The 18961-nt window shown below is 40.8% G+C and carries 13 protein-coding genes; 6 read left to right on the top strand and 7 right to left on the bottom strand.

Annotated features, from left to right (window positions below; genetic code table 11):
• Positions 1-99: 99 nt before the first annotated feature.
• The 3 genes from tkt to hemF form a co-directional block, all read right to left on the bottom strand.
• Positions 100-2100: a transketolase gene (gene tkt, locus FD729_RS02190; RefSeq protein WP_159931659.1), complete on the bottom strand. Its 2001-nt coding sequence runs from the start codon at positions 2098-2100 to the stop codon at positions 100-102.
• Positions 2101-2171: 71 nt separating this feature from the next.
• Positions 2172-3125, bottom strand: a complete 954-nt coding sequence (gene tal / locus FD729_RS02195; protein ID WP_159931660.1) for a transaldolase — start codon at positions 3123-3125, stop codon at positions 2172-2174.
• Between the two features lie 431 nt (positions 3126-3556).
• Positions 3557-4471, bottom strand: a complete 915-nt coding sequence (gene hemF / locus FD729_RS02200) for an oxygen-dependent coproporphyrinogen oxidase (protein ID WP_159931661.1) — start codon at positions 4469-4471, stop codon at positions 3557-3559.
• A gap of 684 nt (positions 4472-5155) precedes the next feature.
• Here hemF and cysP point away from each other — a divergent pair.
• Genes cysP through cysA form a run of 4 tightly spaced genes read left to right on the top strand, consistent with a single transcriptional unit; the run spans position 5156 to position 8957 of the window.
• On the top strand, positions 5156-6169 hold the full coding sequence (gene cysP / locus FD729_RS02205) for a thiosulfate ABC transporter substrate-binding protein CysP (protein ID WP_159931662.1): 1014 nt from the start codon (positions 5156-5158) through the stop codon (positions 6167-6169).
• 2 nt (positions 6170-6171) lie between these two features.
• On the top strand, positions 6172-7008 hold the full coding sequence (cysT, locus tag FD729_RS02210; protein ID WP_159931663.1) for a sulfate/thiosulfate ABC transporter permease CysT: 837 nt from the start codon (positions 6172-6174) through the stop codon (positions 7006-7008).
• Positions 7008-7841 (top strand): sulfate/thiosulfate ABC transporter permease CysW, encoded by an 834-nt coding sequence (gene cysW / locus FD729_RS02215; protein WP_159931664.1) that lies wholly within the window; start codon positions 7008-7010, stop codon positions 7839-7841. Before cysT ends, cysW begins: the two co-directional genes overlap by 1 nt.
• 27 nt (positions 7842-7868) lie before the next feature.
• Positions 7869-8957 (top strand): sulfate/thiosulfate ABC transporter ATP-binding protein CysA, encoded by a 1089-nt coding sequence (gene cysA / locus FD729_RS02220; RefSeq protein ID WP_159931665.1) that lies wholly within the window; start codon positions 7869-7871, stop codon positions 8955-8957.
• A 1861-nt stretch (positions 8958-10818) separates the two neighbouring features.
• Here cysA and crr read toward each other — a convergent pair.
• The 4 genes from crr to cysK form a co-directional block, all read right to left on the bottom strand.
• Positions 10819-11322 (bottom strand): PTS glucose transporter subunit IIA, encoded by a 504-nt coding sequence (gene crr / locus FD729_RS02225; protein ID WP_159931666.1) that lies wholly within the window; start codon positions 11320-11322, stop codon positions 10819-10821.
• 42 nt (positions 11323-11364) lie between these two features.
• A complete protein-coding gene (gene ptsI / locus FD729_RS02230) occupies positions 11365-13092 on the bottom strand; it encodes a phosphoenolpyruvate-protein phosphotransferase PtsI (RefSeq protein ID WP_159931667.1) in 1728 nt (575 codons plus the stop codon).
• Between the two features lie 130 nt (positions 13093-13222).
• Positions 13223-13480 (bottom strand): phosphocarrier protein Hpr, encoded by a 258-nt coding sequence (ptsH, locus tag FD729_RS02235; protein WP_159931668.1) that lies wholly within the window; start codon positions 13478-13480, stop codon positions 13223-13225.
• A 389-nt stretch (positions 13481-13869) separates the two neighbouring features.
• Positions 13870-14841 carry a cysteine synthase A gene (cysK, locus tag FD729_RS02240; RefSeq protein WP_159931669.1) on the bottom strand — a complete coding sequence of 324 codons (972 nt, stop codon included), beginning with the start codon at positions 14839-14841 and terminating at the stop codon, positions 13870-13872.
• A 1036-nt stretch (positions 14842-15877) separates the two neighbouring features.
• Here cysK and zipA point away from each other — a divergent pair.
• Together zipA and ligA are read left to right on the top strand one after the other, a co-directional pair.
• The gene (gene zipA, locus FD729_RS02245; RefSeq protein ID WP_236421731.1) at positions 15878-16666 is read left to right on the top strand and encodes a cell division protein ZipA; all 789 of its coding nucleotides are present in this window, start codon (positions 15878-15880) and stop codon (positions 16664-16666) included.
• A 68-nt stretch (positions 16667-16734) separates the two neighbouring features.
• Positions 16735-18753 carry an NAD-dependent DNA ligase LigA gene (gene ligA, locus FD729_RS02250; protein WP_159931671.1) on the top strand — a complete coding sequence of 673 codons (2019 nt, stop codon included), beginning with the start codon at positions 16735-16737 and terminating at the stop codon, positions 18751-18753.
• Positions 18754-18961: the final 208 nt, after the last annotated feature.

Here is an 18961-nt window from a genome sequence, read left to right on the forward strand (position 1 = left end):
GTTCGGTAGTGTGTGCTCATATATAGAACTTTAATGAGATAAATCAAAAGAGAAGAGTGCCTTTCCCCGCCCAACCAACCAGGAAGGCACTGAATTCTACTATGATTTAAGTAACGACCTTGCTTGATTTACAATGTTTTCGATTGTGAATCCAAAGGCAGAAAAAAGTGTTCCCGCTGGTGCGGATTCACCAAAGGTGTTCATGCCTACGATCTTTCCATCTATGCCGACATATTTAAACCAATAGTCAGAAATACCTGCTTCCACCGCTACACGCACGCGCACTGTTGAAGGGAGCACAGATTCACGGTAGGCAATATCCTGCTTGTCGAATACATCGGTACTCGGTAGTGATACTACACGTACTTTGTATCCATCGAAGCTCAGCTTTGATGCGGCTCCTAAAGTGATTTCTACTTCTGATCCGGTGGCGATGAGGATTATATCTGGCGTACTATTGCTGTCCCTTAGCACGTAGCCACCGCGCGCGATGTTCAATAACTGTTCAGGAGTGCGTTTTTGTTGCGGTAGGTTTTGACGAGATAGAATCAACGCAGTTGGACCGTCATGCCGCTCAATTGCCGCTTTCCAGGCTACAGCAGTCTCGACCTGATCGCAAGGACGCCAAGTGCTAAAATTTGGTGTTAGACGTAAACTTGCGAGTTGTTCTACCGGCTGGTGTGTAGGGCCATCCTCACCTAGACCAATAGAATCATGGGTATAGATCATAATCTGACGTAACTTCATCAATGCAGCCATACGCACAGCGTTACGCGCATACTCTACAAAAATCAGAAAAGTCGCTGTGTAGGGCAAGAAACCACCATGGTTACAAATACCGTTAGCGATAGCCGTCATACCGAACTCACGCACCCCGTAGTGTATATAGTTGCCCGCTAGATGATCTTTTATTGACTTAGAGCCGGACCATATAGTAAGGTTGCTCGGTGCAAGATCTGCTGAACCTCCTAGCAATTCGGGCAGAAGCGACCCAAAATATTCTATCGTATTTTGTGACGCCTTACGGCTGGCAATATTTTGCGGATTATTTTGTAGTTTAGTAATAATTTTGTAAGTGTCACTCTCCCAAGTTACCGGAACTTCTCCTTTAATACGACGTTCGAATTCATTTGCCAGATCCGGATATACTTTCTTATAAGATGCTAGTTTCTCATTCCATGAGTGCTCACGTTCAATGCCTACTGCTGTGGCGTCCCACTGATTATAGATCTCTTGTGGAATCTTGAACGGCGGTGAGTGCCAACTTAATTCTTCACGCGCCAGCGCCACTTCTTCATCACCTAACGCTGCGCCGTGAGATTCTTCAGTACCAGCTTTATTGGGCGATCCAAACCCGATAACGGTACGACAGATAATAAGTGATGGTTTATCTGTAACGCTTTGTGCTTCTTCGATTGCTCGGCTGATTGCCTTACTGTTATGTCCATCAATCTCACCTAAAACATGCCAGTTATAAGCTTCAAAACGCCTATAGGTGTCTTCGGTAAACCATCCTTTTATTTCACCGTCAATTGATATACCGTTATAGTCATAAAAGCCGATTAGTTTGCCAAGACCTAGCGTACCTGCTAAAGAACAGACCTCATGAGAAATACCCTCCATAAGACAACCATCGCCCATAAAAACGTAAGTGAAATGATTGACGATATCATACCCCCCTGGACGATTGAACTGTGCACCCAATGTGCGTTCGGCGATGGCTAAACCTACAGCATTGGCAAGTCCTTGTCCTAGAGGGCCGGTAGTCGTTTCTACGCCCGGGGTACATCCTATCTCGGGATGACCTGGAGTTTTCGAGTGAAATTGCCGAAAATTTTTCAACTCTTCCATGGGTAGATTATAGCCAGTGAGGTGTAATAGGCTATAAAGAAGCATCGAACCATGGCCATTTGAGAGGATGAAGCGATCGCGATCAAACCACTCCGGGTTCGTGGGATTGTGTTTTAGGTAATCGCGCCATAGCACTTCAGCGATATCCGCCATACCCATCGGCATGCCTGGGTGACCAGAATTTGCTTTTTGTATTGCATCCATACTTAACGCGCGAATCGCGTTTGCCAATTCTCTGCGTGATAACATGAGGCTCTTCCTTTATTTTGTACAGCAGTGCGGACAGGCTATGTCGCACAATGAAATTAAACAAGTAAAAACTATAAGCTCGACATTAGCATGTGCTCAAGTTTCTGCTGATCGACAGCGAACTGGCGAATTCCTTCGGAAAGTTTTTCTACTGCCATCGGATCTTGATTATGCTCCCAGCGAAATGCGGCTTCAGAGAGTGGTGCAGGTTGGTAGAAGCCTTCAGTAGAAGGTTTAAGATTACGTTCGATTGGTTCACTTCTACTCTGTAGTTGTTCTAGAAGATGAGGGGAGATAGTCAAACGGTCACAACCTGATAATGCTAGAATCTGCTCAACTTTACGGAAGCTGGCACCCATAATGATTGTGTTGTAACGGTGCTTTTTGTAGTAATGGTAGATACGGTGCACTGATTTTATACCTGGATCTTCATCTGCTACATAGGGTTCAAGAAGCAATTTGCGGTTATTATACCAGTCATATATACGTCCAACAAAGGGCGAAATTAGGAATACGCCTGCTTCTGCACAGGCACGAGCTTGAGCAAAGGAGAAGAGTAAAGTCATATTACAGTGAATGTCATTCTTTTCTAACTCTTCGGCTGCTTTTATTCCTTCCCAGGTCGAGGCAAGCTTGATGAGGATACGTGAACGATCGATACCATGTTCTTCATATAGACGAACTAGTTTTTCTGCTTTAGTTACACACATTCCACGATCGAAAGAAAAGCGTGCATCTACTTCAGTGGAAACACGGCCCGGTATGTTTTTTAAAATCTCTATACCGAGATTAATAGCCACTTTATCGCTAGCGTTGATGATTTTCGTTTTTTTGTTGCCGCCTTGTTTTTTTGCATAATCGATGGCATCTTTAATGAGATGTTGATAGCTTTCAAGACAGGCTGCATTTAAAATTAAAGAGGGATTAGTAGTGGCGTCTTCAGGACGATATTTGCGAACAGATTCAATATCGCCGCTGTCTGCGACAACTGTCGTAAACTGTTTTAATGCTTCTAGCTGGTTCATCTTTTAACTCCTTGATAAGCAGTTATTTTAATGCTAAAAATTTTGTTATGCAACACAGTATCTTAGGCATTTGCTGATGAAAAGACTCTAGATATTCTTATGAGTTAAACTCATCAGGGTCCTTCATGGTGAATGTAACATGATGTTAAATAGAGGAATATATACCAAAATATCAGCGGTCAGCTCTTGAGAGAAAGTAGCGCATCACAGATAATTAGCAGAATAGGCAGGTTCTTTGAGATTACTCGTGCATTACGCACTATTATTTCGAAATGCGAAAATCTTTTTATCATGACAAATCCAATTTTCTTTTTATTGAAATTTTATAATGTAGGTGTACACATTATTCTTTAGGACTTAAAATAGTGAGTTACTGCAATTGTAAACCCAAGGATGCGGTGCGGTTGAAAGTATAGAGTTACTCATAGACCTTAGATGGTTGTATCTGAAAGCCAATCACGTACTGGTAAAAATTCACGAGTTAGCACAGCTTCCGGTGAGTTTGGATCTGGATGATAATTGTATTCCCAGCGCACTATAGGTGGTATCGACATAAGAATGGATTCTGTGCGTCCACCAGTCTGCAAGCCAAACAAAGTACCGCGATCCCATACCAAATTAAATTCTACATAGCGACCACGCCGGTAAAGTTGAAATTGACGTTCGCGATTGCTCCATGATAGTTCTTTTCTACGTTCAACTATCGGTATATAACCATCAAGAAAACCGTTGCCCACTGCCTGCATAAAGCGGAAGCTAGTTTGGAAATCAGGTACATTGAGATCATCAAAAAATAAGCCACCAATGCCACGCTGCTCATCGCGGTGTTTAAGATAAAAGTATTCGTCGCACCATTTCTTATAACGCGGATAAATCTCCTCACCAAACGGCTGGCAGAGATTAAAAGCAGTCTGATGCCAATGTACCGCATCTTTCTTAAAGCCGTAATAAGGTGTCAGATCAAAGCCACCTCCAAACCACCATACTGGTTCAGCACCTGGCTTTTTTGCGACAAAAAAGCGCATGTTCGCATGGCTAGTCGGTACGTAAGGGTTACGAGGATGGATTACCAAAGATACGCCCATCGCCTCGAAGCATCGTCCCGCTAGCTCAGGTCGGTGTGCCGTTGCTGAAACAGGCATGTGGTCTCCATGCACGTGCGAAAAATTAATACCTGCTTGCTCAAATACTACACCGTTTCGTAGAACTCGGCTGAGACCACCGCCCCCTAAACGTTGCCAGCTATCTTCGACAAAGTGTACGCTACCGTCAATAGCTTCTAGTTGTTTACAAATCTTCTCTTGTAAGTGTAGCAGACAGACTTTAACGCAGGAAACATCAAGCATTACATTAAACTCATTATAAAATTTTAAAGAGGGCATAACTGAGTATCACGGCGATGATTTTGATCAAAATAATGGGTATCATTGATTTTGTCCACCGTGTTTCATTAAACAGTTAAAATATCATGCTAAATTTTGACACTGTAACTACTACTACTGTATTGGGGGGGAATAAATAAAAGAAAGCTATTAATATGAATTAATACTAACAAAGTTACACCATGCTAGTAACGATCCTGACGTGTTAATTACACAGACTGAACCGATTGATAGTGAGAAGCCTTTTAACATTACAAAAGGCTCACCTATCACTGTCAACAGGCAGTGGAAAAGTGAATATGTTATCTTTAATTGCCATTAACATATATCTAGAAGCGTAATTATATTGGAGTAGATACTTAACATGGTTGAATAAATTAAAGGAACTTTATGAAATCGGTCAAGCATCATCTTTTATAAACCGTACTGTCTCACACAGATGCAAGTTACAGAAACTGCATAGTTTATTCTACGACCGCAAGTTATTGTGATGAACTGTAGTTTTTTAGTCTCGTTAAAGTGTAAACCATTCAGGATCACTTATATCATTTTCGAATTTGAAATCATCGAACAATATATAAAACATCTACTGCTCTTTGTAAAGTTATAAATAAACTGTTTAAACGGCTTGTTTTCTCAGGATACCTAATGACTAAAAGAACGATGGGGAATATCGTTGGCAGCATCATCTTGTCACTTAATATTGTGTGTACGACTAGTGCTACCGAACTGCTAAATAGCTCATACGATGTGTCGCGTGAACTATTTATTGCCTTGAATGCGCCATTTCAAAAAGAGTGGAATGCCAGCCATCCAGATGACAAACTTTCCATCAGAATGTCACATTCTGGCTCCTCAAAACAGGCTTTGGCGATCCTGCAAGGGCTACGTGCTGATGTGGTTACTTATGACCAGATGACTGATGTTCAGGTGCTACATGATAAAGGAAACTTTATTTCAGCTGACTGGAAGAGGCGTTTGCCTAATAACAGCTCACCCTTCTATTCCACCATGGCGTTTCTGGTACGTAAGGGCAATCCAAAACACATCTACGACTGGGCCGATTTAGAATGCGATGGTGTAAAACTGGTTTTCCCTAATCCGAAAACCTCCGGTAATGGCCGTTACACTTGGTTAGCGGCTTGGGGAGCAACCAGTAAAGCTAACGGTAGTGACGATGCGAAAACTCGTGCCTTTATGACAAAGATCCTAAAGAATGTTGAGGTATTCGATACTGGGGGACGTGGCTCCACTACAACATTTGCCGAGCGCGGACTGGGCGATGTTCTAATTAGTTTTGAATCTGAAATGAATAACATTCGCAATCAATACGGCAAAGAGGCTTATGAAGTAGTGGTGCCAAAAATTGATATTCTTGCAGAATTCCCTGTGGCTTGGGTAGATAAAAATATCGAGCGTAACAATACTGTTGAGGCAGCGAAATCCTATCTTAACTATCTCTACACACCACTGGCACAGCACATCATTACTGATTTCTATTATCGTGTGAGTAATCCACAGATGATGAGCAAGCAGAAAGATCGTTTTCCGGAAACGCAGTTGTTCCGCGTAGAAGAACTCTTTGGGGACTGGGATAGTGTGATGAAAACGCACTTTGCCAGCGGAGGTGAATTGGATCAACTGTTATTAGCGGGGCATTGATAATGTTTAAGTTCAGTCAGAAACGCGTACTGCCTGGATTTGGGCTTAGCTTAGGCACTAGTCTGCTATTTGCCTGTTTAATTCTTCTGCTACCGATTAGCGCTCTACTAATGCAGTTATCGCAGATGACACTAGTACAATATTGGAAAGTTATTAGCAACACACAACTGGTGGCTGCCTATAAGGTCACGCTTTTATCTGCAGGTGTTGCATCACTGTTTAATGCAGTATTCGGCATGATTATAGCGTGGATGCTTGCGCGTTATCGTTTTCCCGGCCGTAAATTGCTTGATGGACTTGTAGATCTGCCATTCGCCTTACCTACGGCGGTGGCAGGTTTAACGCTAGCAAATCTGTTTTCGATAAACGGTTGGTACGGTCAGTGGCTCTATAATGCGTTCGGTATTAAAGTTTCCTATACCTGGCTTGGCATCGCTATCGCTATGGCTTTTACTAGCATACCTTTTGTCGTACGTACAGTTCAACCAGTCCTGGAAGATCTTGGTCCTGAGTATGAAGAGGCAGCGAACACACTGGGAGCAACACCATGGCAAAGCTTCCACCGTGTAGTATTACCAGAAGTAGCGCCTGCACTATTAGCAGGAACGGCTCTTTCCTTTACCCGTAGCATTGGCGAGTTTGGTGCGGTGATCTTTATTGCAGGTAATATCGCGTGGAAAACCGAGGTGATCTCACTGATGATTTTCGTGCGGTTACAGGAATTTGATTATCCGGCTGCCAGCGCCATTGCATCAATAATCCTCGCTACCTCGCTAGTATTATTGTTTATGATTAATAAGTTTCAAACCCGTTTCGGCCGTCGATTGGGAAGTTACTAATGTTCTATTTTTCAAAGGTTAATGTTGCTTATCAACAGAGCAACTGGAGTAAATGGCTTCTGATTACACTCGGTCTGCTAGTGTCATTGTTACTACTAGTGGTGCCGATGACCTCTATTTTTTACGAAGCTCTAAAATATGGGCTTAATATCACATTCCAGAACCTTGCTGACAGAGACATGTTACATGCCATATGGCTGACGGTACTAATGGCACTGCTCACTGTTCCTATCAATTTGATATTCGGCACCCTACTAGCTTGGCTAGTGACACATTTTAACTTTCCTGGGCGCTCTCTGTTGCTAACGTTGTTCGATATTCCATTCGCGGTGTCCCCGATCGTGGCTGGTCTAATGTATCTGCTCTTCTGGGGAGTGAACGGTCCAGCGGGTAGCTGGCTTGATAAATACAACATTCAAGTAATATTTGCTTGGCCTGGTATGGTACTAGCGACTGTGTTCGTTACCTGTCCCTTTATGGTGCGAGAGCTAGTACCCGTAATGTTAAGTCAGGGCAACTATGAAGATGAAGCTGCAGCGCTGCTTGGCGCATCTGGTTGGCAAATGTTCCGTCTTGTGACGTTACCCAATATTCGCTGGGCAATACTTTACGGTGTGATACTGACTAATATGCGCACTCTTGGTGAGTTTGGTGCAGTGTCGGTAGTATCGGGATCGATTCGTGGTGAAACTTATACTGTACCGCTTCAAGTTGAATTATTACATCAGGATTACAATACGGTGGGAGCTTTTACTGCGGCTGCGATTTTGACGCTGATGGCAATTGTGATGCTTTTTCTGAAAAGCGTATTGCAGTGGCGTTTAGAGAAATAGCATCACATCTGTAATAGGAGGTAAATTATGAGTATTGAGATTGAACAGATTAACAAAGCTTTTGACCGCACACCGGTGTTAAATAATATTTCTTTAAATATTCCTTCTGGAAAGATGATGGCATTGCTCGGACCGTCCGGTTCTGGGAAAACGACGCTCTTACGCATTATTGCTGGATTGGAATACCAAAATAGCGGTCAGATTCGCTTTCATAATAAAGATGTCAGTATGCTGCATGCTCGCGATCGTCAGGTAGGCTTTGTATTCCAGCACTATGCGCTGTTTCGTCATATGACGGTATTTAACAATATCGCCTTTAGCTTAACAGTAATGCCTCGCCGAGATCGTCCATCCGCTGCTGAAATCAAAAAACGCGTTACTTACCTATTGGGGATAGTGCAGCTAGAAAATATTGCGAACCGCTTTCCGTCTTCGTTGTCCGGTGGTCAGAAACAACGAGTAGCGCTGGCGCGCGCACTGGCAGTAGAGCCACAGATTTTGCTACTTGATGAGCCATTCGGTGCATTGGACGCGCAGGTACGTAAAGAGCTACGTCGATGGCTTCGTCAACTACATGAAGAGCTGCAGTTTACCAGTGTGTTTGTAACTCATGACCAAGAAGAGGCGATGGAAGTTGCTGATCAAGTGGTAGTTATGAACCAAGGCAACATTGAACAGATCGGTACACCGGATGAAGTATGGCGTGATCCTGCTACTCGTTTTGTACTAGAATTCCTCGGAGAAGTAAACCGTTTTAAAGGAGAAATTCATGGATCGCAATTTCATGTAGGGGCACACCACTGGCCGTTGAGCTACACTCCAGTACATCAGGGTACAGTCGATCTTTTCCTTCGTCCGTGGGAAGTGGATGTGTCACTTCAAAGTAACCTAGAAACACCTTTATTAGTGCAGATTCTAGAAGTGAGTCCGCGTGGCCATTTTTGGCAGTTAGTGGTCCAGCCGCAAGGATGGCAGAGTAACCCCTTCTTGTTAGTATTCAACAATGAAGAAATTAAACCAGCACGAGGCAAATATCTCTTCGTAGGATTACAGCAGGCGCGCCTATACCAAGGTAAGATGCCTCTAAGCGCTGTTTCTTTTGAGGGGAGCGATTGATACATACCTTTCATACATGTACAGTAGTAGGTGAAACTTTATCTCCTTCCTTCCCCTTGTTACTTACTTTTGTTCGCCGGGAAATACACTTGAATACTTTGTAAAATATTATCGGTAATATGGTAATAACTAAATTCCATTGTCTGATTTCCATAAATAGCAGGAAATCTACTTCAAGTCAGAAAACAAAATCCGGTCAAGTCCGTTAAAGATCGTGCAATTTGGTCGATAAGCTATATAGTCGTCTGACTAACGACCAGAGACAATACTGATATTGCCAGAGCGATAAGAGCCGTACTGAAATTTTATATATCGTGTTTGCTGATGTTTTAAGAACATAAGTCAAGGAGGTAGTAGGATGATATGGTGCCCTTGCGTGTACGGGATTGGTCTGTTAAGGTGAGGAGAACGAGTCATGGAAGGGAAGGTGCGTATAGTGAACGTTTTTTGAATCTCAGCCTCAGATTGTTTAAGGAATTTCCACCTAATTTATCTGTGATTAGTGCGACAAACTGCTTCTTACTTATATGATTTTTTTGGCATCATTTGAAGTTTAATCTACAAGGAATACTTCAAACCTACCATTTCCTACGGTGGATCAGAGCACAATATAGATAATAAGTAAAGAAATTATTTCTGAATATAATAAAGAGATATTCCTATGTGTAATTCACAAGTACCACGCTTTTTACAAAAAGCGTTAAACTCAGATAATATTAACTAGCATTAAAATTAAAGGGTATCTTCTAGATAACATACCTTTATTAGATTGCTAAGTGAAAGATTGATCAATATGAGGGATTAGACGTAGTTTAATAGAGTCTCCTTATTAAAAATAAAACACTGGTCTACTGTTAAAAATTTTTTAAAAAGAACTGAATAATCTTCTAGATTACTGAGTTATTTACTGGTTCACAATATTATCTCACCAGATTATATAGATATTGGGAGGAGTGCTTAACAATTTTATTTTTGTCGATAATCTAGTAATAGAAACTTCCCAATTCTGAAGTGTCCACGGAAGTTTTTAAATTAGTATTTCATAGAGCAAAGTTCAAGATATCATTATGCCTTAGAATAGAGAAATCTTAGTTAAAGACCACTTTATGAAAATACACATACCGTATTATATATCTTATCTTAAGCAGATATTAATATTTATAGGTTAATTTAGGTACTAAAGATTATCGCTGCTAGGTAGAATTTAACGGAAATGACACATTAAGCTGTGCAAGTTTATTTTATCATTTCTAACAGTGATCTCATATGTTTCAATTCGACTCAATTGCTTTATTCAGTGGTAGTAATAATAGAATGTACTATAAATTATGATCCGCAGCATAGACCTTGCTCTCTAAGTTGATGTAATATACATCTCACAGTAAACAACAAACAACGCCGGGTTAAGTAGTTGCATTGCTGGAAAGAGATTTGCTCTTATGTACAGTGTTTCTACTGCATGGTTGTCTCCTCTAAGCATTAATAATAAAAATAATGCTACATTCTACTTATAGTGCTCAGTAAGAGCACAGGTATACTAGATTTCATTCTTTTGTATGCATTAAATTACCTCTGCCTACTCCTCTATAGGGATATTATTTAAGCTAGTATTTAGTGCAAATACATGCTATCCACGCAGTTTTCACCTGAAATTTCAGATAGACACGCACGCCTAACAGTCTGCTCATCTGGCATAACGAAGTTATAATACTAACGTAACCATGCATACATGGTCTGTGGTTTCCTTGGTGAAGAACGATTTAGTTTTCAGCTTATATATACCTTATTCATTTAATTCTATGATATATGAGTGTCTGTATAAAAGAAGTCACTCTCGGTAGCTTCTCTCTTAACTAAAACTTTACTTCTTGATGCGGATCACGGTGGTTTCGCCAAGAGTAACCTGACCAGAAAATTTAATCAATTCTTTGATTTCATCCATGTTAGAGATTACTACAGGTGTCAAAGTTGATTTTGCTTTTTCTTCGAGAAACGGTAGATTAAACTCAATTACAACGTCTCCTCTTTTGACCTTTTGTCCCTCTTCAGCGATGCGTTTAAAACCTATGCCTTTGAGTTCAACCGTATCAATACCGAAGTGTACAAACAATTCGATACCATTGTCAGACTCGATTGAAAACGCATGGTTAGTTTCGAAAATTCTGCCGATGATACCATCAACCGGTGCAACCATTTTGCTGCCAGTTGGCTTAATAGCGATGCCGTCGCCAACGATCTTCTCAGCAAACACAACATCTGGTACCTCTTCAATGCCTACGATGTTACCTGACAGAGGTGCAACGATATTAATCGTTCCAGATGTGCTTTCTGATTTTTTACCAAAAAGCTTGTCAAGCAAACCCATCTTCTTCTCCTAAACAGTATTATTGGGCTATCGTGTCGTAGATTAGAAAATTGTTTTCTCTTTAATGAATTTATTCACCAAGTTCATTAAATCTTCCGCTGTAGCTTGAGACAGAGCCTGTTCTACTAAAGATTTCGCGTCTTCGAAATTTACATTGCGAATGATTTTTTTAATTATTGGAATTGAAATTGTACTCATACTGAATTCATCCAATCCCATACCTAGTAACAATAGTGTAGCACGTTCATCACCGGCTAACTCACCGCACATGCCAGTCCACTTTCCTTCATTATGAGATGCGTCGATAACATACTTAATTAACCTAAGAACTGATGGTGTCATTGGATTATAGAGATGAGAAATAAAATTATTACCACGATCTACAGCAAGAGTATACTGCGTTAGGTCATTTGTCCCAATACTGAAGAAATCCACTTCTTTTGCTAGGTCTTGAGCCATTACGACCGAGGCAGGTGTTTCTACCATAATGCCGACTTCGATGGTTTCGTCAAAAGCTTTGTCTTCTTCACGTAGTTGCATTTTCATGATTTCCAACTCGGCTTTTAGGGTGCGTACCTCTTCCACAGAGATAATCATCGGAAACATGATGCGCAGTTTGGCAAAGGCGGAAGTACGTAAAATTGCGCGCAGTTGAGCATGCAGGAGATCTTTACGATCTAGGGCAATACGAATAGCGCGCCAGCCTAGAAAGGGGTTCTCTTCCTTTGGTAAATTCATATAGGGTAGGCATTTGTCACCACCAATATCCATAGTACGGACAGTCACTGCCTGAGATCCTATTGCCTCAGCCACAGCTTTATAAGCCTGGAACTGTTCTTGCTCAGTCGGCAGAGAATCACGGTACATAAACAGGAACTCGGTACGGTAAAGACCAATGCCTTCCGCTCCGTTATTCTTAGCGCTTGTAATTTCATGCACGGTTCCAATATTTGCACAAACTTTAACTTGATGTCCATCCAACGTGATCGCCGGTAGATATTTGAAATTAGCGAGCTCATGTTTTTCATTCAAATATTCTTCCAGAATCACTTTTAACTCTTCTTGCTCACTATCTGACGGATTAACGTAGATTTTATTATTAATGCCATCCAGAATTAGGAAGTCGCCATTTTCTACTGTTGTTGTAATGTTGCCGACACCAACAATGGACGGTAGCTCCAGCGAGCGTGCCATAATTGCAGTGTGTGAAGTGCTGCTACCAAGATCAGTGATAAAGCCCCGCACTTTTTTTAGGTTCAGCTGAGCGATCTCCGATGTTGTTAAATCTTTAGCAACTATGATAGATTCTTCCTGAATATCGCTTAGGTCAATAATATGTAGCCCTAAAATGTTTTGCAACAGACGTTTACCTATATCGCGTACGTCAGAAGAGCGTTCTTTAAGATATTCGTCTTCCAACTGTTCTAGAGCTTTTACTTGACTATCAATCACATAATAAACGGCAGTGTCCGCCGTAGTGTGTTTTTTTTTGATTAAATCGACAATCTCTTGTTCTAGTTCTTCGTCTTCTAACAAGATAATATAGCCATCTAAAATCTTTAATTTTTCTTCGTCAAATGTCTCTCTTGACTTTACTTTAATAGCCTCTAGCTGTTGTACTGTCTGAGCACGAGCATTAAGAAATCGTTTTACTTCCTGATCGACCTGCTCATTAGAAATCTTTTTGTAGTTGATTACAATTTCATCCTCAGTCAACAGCAGGGTCTTGCCACAAGCAATACCTGGTGATGCTACAATGCCGGAGATCATAATGTTACCTTTTAATCAAGATGACTCTTTGACCTGATGTGTTACTATTAACGCGGACACACCGGTTGCGATCAAAATTTTTGCACTTAATATTGGCAAACAAGTCGGTGTACTGCAAAAGTGAAATGTATTACTCCAGTACAGCCATTAATTTAACAAGATGCTTGATAGCATGTTGTTCATCTTCTCCCTCTGCAGAGAGGGTTACAATTGTGCCATGAGTTAAGCCCAATTTCTGCAGCTTAAAAAGACTTTTAGCATTGGCAGACTGGCCGTTAGAAGTTATGGTGATTTCTGACTGAAATGTTTTCGCCTCTTTAACAAACTGCGCGGCAGGACGAGTATGGAGACCGTTAGGAGCGGTGATGATAACTTCCTGTTGGAACATTTTATTTCCCCAACATTATTAGGTTTGATGTTATGGACTTAAATTCTAGTCTTACGCTAAAACTTTAGCTTGTAATAGGTATATGGGTAGCATAACACTTACTAATAAATGTGATTTAATGAGTACATCATTACAATAAATAGGCAAAATTCATATCTCTAGCTTTAGAAGCTGCTCATAATGCTGCAATTAGCTAAATTGCCAAATACGTAAAATTAATTTAATTTGATTTATTCCAAACCTGGCTTGATTCCAAGTGTTAAAAAATCTAGCGACTTTAACTACTGGAGAGAAATGATCAACATTCATTGAAACGGTACTGAAAATAAGATATGTTACACAAAATAGCACCAAGATAGGTGCTATTTTAAGTTTTCTAGCAGCAAATATTACTGTTGTGTTTCTTTTTTGGTGAAAAGGTCGGCAAACAGAGCTGTACTAAGGTAGCGTTCGCCAGAAGATGGTAGAATCACCACGATATTCTTATTGGCAAAGGTATCGTCTTCCCTTAGCTTCAGCGCTGCCGAAACGGCTGCACCAGAAGATATACCTGCTAGAATACCTTCCTCTTCCATTAACTTACGTGCGGTGCTGATGGCGTCTTCGTCGGTGATGGAGACCACACGATCTACTAAATTCAGGTCTAGGTTGCCGGGAATAAATCCAGCACCGATCCCTTGAATCTTGTGCGGACCCGGTTTTATTTCTTTGCCTGCAAGTACTTGAGCAATGACCGAAGAAGCAGTAGGCTCCACTGCTACAGTAATAAGATCTTTCTTTCCTTTTGTATGCTTAATGTAGCGCGAAACACCAGTTAACGTACCTCCAGTACCAACGCCTGCAATAAAAACATCCACCGTACCGTCAGTATCTTCCCAGATTTCCGGACCGGTAGTTTTCTCATGAATTTCGGGGTTGGCCGGATTATTAAACTGATTAAGCAGCACATACTTGTTTGGATCGCTATCAACAATTTCTTCAGCTTTAGCAATGGCGCCTTTCATTCCTTTAGGCCCTTCGGTTAGTACTAGATCTGCGCCTAGGGCTTTTAGTAACTTACGACGCTCAACTGACATGGTTTGCGGCATGGTTAGCGTCAGCTTATAGCCACGTGCGGCAGCAACATATGCCAGTGCAATGCCAGTATTACCGCTGGTCGGTTCGACTAATTCAACACCGCATTTTAAAATGTGGCGCTTTTCTGCGTCCCAAATCATATTAGCACCGATACGGCATTTAACACTAAAGCTCGGATTGCGGGACTCAACCTTTACTAAAATATAGCCTTTACCAATACGGTTCAGCCGAACTAGCGGTGTATGACCAATTGTCAAAGAGTTATCTTCATAGATTCTATTCATATCCCTTCCTTAACTATATGAAATATTAGAAACTCTTAAAGCATACCCTTTCTATCTACACGTGGAAGGAAAGAAAAAGTATATTTATATATCTCTATGCAATATGCTGCGCCGGAAACTGCATCAGCAGTTTTGTTAAAAATTAACTTAGCTTAAATGGGAGTCAATTAGCTAATATAGTAATTGGACCATCTAACTATCAGGTCACCACATACACCATCATCTCTATATAAGAGATCCTTGCCAAGTAAAAAACATGAATCATGTGTTAAGTAAAATTAATAGTGCACCAAATACTACTGTTAGACCTTTAATGCCCAAGCAGTACCAATGAGTATTGGTCGTAAGCTGATTTTTATAGTGATTGAAGTGAAAATGTAAGCATAAGACAGTACTGCGATTTTAGGTGCTAAACAGGCACCGTGGCGCTAGTAAGAAGAACCATCTGTTTAAAACTAGAAACAAAAAGAACAAAATAGCAAAAAACCAACTTTGTATTACAGAAACCTGTAACATACTATAATCTATAGTATGTTACTTATAGTATATATTTCAATATGTTCAGCTAGCTTTTTTTCTGGTAGGCAATTATATTCGTTAGTCTCTAGTCATCATTACTCGAAGCTGTGTAGCCGGTAGTTTAAAGAGTGATTTGTCATTAAAACAACTACTACATGAGTTGCATGTTCCAATGAACAAGGCAATAAGGAAATAAGGAAATAAGGAAATAAGGAAATAAGGAAATAAGGAAATAAAGAGTTAGATAAATATGATATGTCATGTGTACCAACAGAATAACACTGAATGTTTAGGGAGGAAGATAACCAGCTTCCAGTTTTCTTTAGTAAAATGCACACCATTATAAATTGAGAAAATGTGCTATAGATGAGATGAAATCAACAACAAACTTGGAGAAATTATTTTTTTTCTATCGAAAAACTTTGCCCATACTTGCGCTTGTTTAGTAGATAGATCAAGATAGTTAGAAAATAAAATTTTCCATAGTGGAAATTTGTTAGAACAATTAGATGATGTAATTATGCAGAATTTACGTCTTATACTAATTATTATTGGAGCGGTAGCTATTATAGCAGTTCTTCTTCATGGGTTATGGACCCGCCGTAAAGAGCGCACGATAGCGATGTATTATGATCTCCCATATAAACGGTTTAACCAGCACAATGATGAAGAAACTGTTCTCGATAACAGAGAGAATACGAACGAGCTGTACGTAAACTACAAAAGAGCGCCTCAAGAACCGCGATTTAGTGGTTTCTACGACGATCTAGAAGAGGAAGATAATGTACCTGTATTGAGCGTAGCATCAGAAACACCGTGTCAGCAGCCTATTAATAATAAATCTACTCATCACGAGTATAAGTCTGCAGAATGTACAGGTCTGTTGAAAGAAACTGTGGTGGTAATTCATGTAGCCGCTCATACCGACAGCATGTTGAACGGTAAAGAACTGTTACAGAGTATTCTTCAAGCTGGCTTCCAATATGGTGAAATGAATATTTTTCATCGTCATCTTAGCCTAACGGGTAGTGGCCCTGTGTTATTTAGCTTAGCTAATATGGTAAAACCTGGCTCGTTTAATCTGAATGAGATGTCCGATTTTGCTACTCCAGGTGTTTCTATTTTTATGAGAGTGCCTTCCTATGGCGATATGAATCAGAAATTCAAACTAATGCTGCAATCTGCACAACGTATTGCGGCCGATGTGGGCGGTTTAGTGCTTGACGATAAGCGTTGCATAATGACACCGCAGAAGCTAGAAATTTATAAGAACTATATTAGTAAGGCCATTGATGCTAGAAAATAATCAGAGACATTAATCCTTAATTACAATCCCCACTCTTGCCTGTCCAGTTTTTTATTTGATGGGGCATTATGAAATCTATTCAGAAACATATTATAGAATTGCGTAACATGTTACGACATCATGAATATCTTTATCATGTTATGGACAATCCTAAAATTCCCGACTCTAAATATGACCTCCTAATGAGTGAACTCCGAGCGTTAGAAGAGAAGTACCCAAATTTTGTCACTCTAGATTCACCGACCCAGCGTGTTGGTGCTACGCCTCTGAGGTCGTTTGAACAAGTACACCATGAAGTACCTATGCTCTCTCTGGAGAATACTTTTAATGAAGCTGGTTTTTTTGCTTTTAACAAACGCGTGCAGGAGCGCGTAAAAAATAAAGACAATGTTAATTATTGTTGTGAACTAAAATTAGATGGTCTAGCAGTCAGCCTACTTTATGAACACGGTCTTTTAACACGCGCCGCCACACGCGGCGACGGTACTACAGGTGAAAATATTACTGCTAATGTTCGTACTATTCGCGCAATTCCGTTATGCCTAAAAGGCAATAATTATCCAACTCGACTTGAGGTACGTGGCGAAGTTTTTATGACGCAGTGCGGTTTCGAAAAATTGAATTCTGAAGCTTATCGCACTAACGGTAAAGTATTTGCTAACCTGCGTAACGCCGCTGCTGGATCGCTACGCCAGCTTGATCCCCGTATTACTGCAAAACGTCCGCTGAATTTTTTCTGTTACGGTTTTGGCTTGATGGAGGGGGGGGAATTACCGAGTAGCCACTATGTGTGTCTGCAGCAGTTCAAGGAATGGGGATTACCAGTAAGCAGTCATATTCGCTTGGTGCATACCACCGAAGAGGTACTAAACTTTTACCGACATGTAGAAAAAGCACGCCCTAAGCTAGGATTTGGTATCGACGGCATAGTGATTAAGGTCGACTTGCGGAAATTGCAAAAGTGCCTTGGTTTTGTGTCATGTGCGCCACGTTGGGCAGTGGCGTTTAAGTTTCCGGCACAAGAGCAGATAACGGTCGTGCGCGATGTAGAATTTCAGGTAGGGAGAACTGGTGCTATTACGCCAGTAGCTCGTTTAGAGCCGGTTCAAATTTCAGGTATTACAGTCAGCAATGCCACTCTGCATAACGCTAACGAAATCAAGCGCCTTGGATTGTGTATTGGAGATACAGTTGTGGTCCGACGCGCTGGTGATGTCATCCCTCAGGTGCTAAATGTTATAATTTCGGCTCGCCCAAAGAATGCGCGTGTAGTTACCTTACCGACACACTGTCCGGTATGCGGTTCCGATATTGAACGCATTGATAGCGAAGTAGTATTGCGTTGTACCGGTGGACTTATCTGTAGAGCACAGAAAAAAAAAGCTCTGAAGCACTTTGTTTCGCGTCGGACCATGAATATTGATGGATTGGGAGATAAAATCATTGACCAGCTAGTGGAGAAAGAGTACGTCAGAACGCCTGCCGATCTATTCCGTCTTACACTTGCAAAGTTGCTCGAATTGGATCGCATGGGACTGAAGTCAGCACAAAACGTAGTAAATTCACTTGAAAAAGCTAAGTCCACTACTCTAGCACGTTTCCTATATGCACTTGGTATTCGTAAAGTAGGCGCGGTTACTGCTGATAACCTAGCAAACCACTTTGGTGATTTACAAAAAGTTATGGATGCAGATCTTGATGATCTAATTGCAGTTAAAGATGTTGGTATCATTGTTTCAATGCATGTACGTAATTTCATGAAAGAAGAGAGTAACCGTGAGATTATTCGCCAAATGGTCGAAGAATGCGGCGTATATTGGCAGCAGATCAAAGCAATAAATATAGAGGAAATCAATAATTCCTTTGTTGGTAAAACTATAGTACTGACCGGTACGTTAACGAAACTGACACGTGATGAAGCCAAAGAACGCCTCATTGCGCTAGGAGCAAAAATTAGCGTAAACCTCTCAAAAAAGACTTCTTTAGTAATTGCTGGTAAGGCAGCTGGATCTACACTGGAGAAGGCACAAAAGCTGGGTATTGAAGTTATCGACGAAGCTAAAATGCTCCTCTTATTGGGAGCATAACATGCGGATGGGGGTAAGTCGTATTTGGTTAAAAGTATTAATATGGTAATAAAATTTGGTAAATGTAAAAATTGGATGATTATTTATCTGTCAGATCCTCTATCTGTTATATGTACTAATTTACGATTAAAGGGGAAATTCCCTTCCACCTGATTCTCGGCGCACCGACACTTATGACATTACCCATCACAATATCGATTATCTTAAA

The sequence above is a fragment of the Pantoea sp. Nvir genome, assembly GCF_009829915.1.
GTDB lineage: Bacteria > Pseudomonadota > Gammaproteobacteria > Enterobacterales > Enterobacteriaceae > Pantoea.

Excerpts from the sequence above, each read along its gene's own strand:
- tkt (WP_159931659.1), bottom strand. The coding sequence starts at position 2,100 with ATGTTATCACGCAGAGAATTGGCAAACGCGATTCGCGCGTTAAGTATG.
- tal (WP_159931660.1), bottom strand. The coding sequence starts at position 3,125 with ATGAACCAGCTAGAAGCATTAAAACAGTTTACGACAGTTGTCGCAGAC.
- hemF (WP_159931661.1), bottom strand. The coding sequence starts at position 4,471 with ATGCTTGATGTTTCCTGCGTTAAAGTCTGTCTGCTACACTTACAAGAG.
- cysP (WP_159931662.1), top strand. The coding sequence starts at position 5,156 with ATGACTAAAAGAACGATGGGGAATATCGTTGGCAGCATCATCTTGTCA.
- cysT (WP_159931663.1), top strand. The coding sequence starts at position 6,172 with ATGTTTAAGTTCAGTCAGAAACGCGTACTGCCTGGATTTGGGCTTAGC.
- cysW (WP_159931664.1), top strand. The coding sequence starts at position 7,008 with ATGTTCTATTTTTCAAAGGTTAATGTTGCTTATCAACAGAGCAACTGG.
- cysA (WP_159931665.1), top strand. The coding sequence starts at position 7,869 with ATGAGTATTGAGATTGAACAGATTAACAAAGCTTTTGACCGCACACCG.
- crr (WP_159931666.1), bottom strand. The coding sequence starts at position 11,322 with ATGGGTTTGCTTGACAAGCTTTTTGGTAAAAAATCAGAAAGCACATCT.
- ptsI (WP_159931667.1), bottom strand. The coding sequence starts at position 13,092 with ATGATCTCCGGCATTGTAGCATCACCAGGTATTGCTTGTGGCAAGACC.
- ptsH (WP_159931668.1), bottom strand. The coding sequence starts at position 13,480 with ATGTTCCAACAGGAAGTTATCATCACCGCTCCTAACGGTCTCCATACT.
- cysK (WP_159931669.1), bottom strand. The coding sequence starts at position 14,841 with ATGAATAGAATCTATGAAGATAACTCTTTGACAATTGGTCATACACCG.
- ligA (WP_159931671.1), top strand. The coding sequence starts at position 16,735 with ATGAAATCTATTCAGAAACATATTATAGAATTGCGTAACATGTTACGA.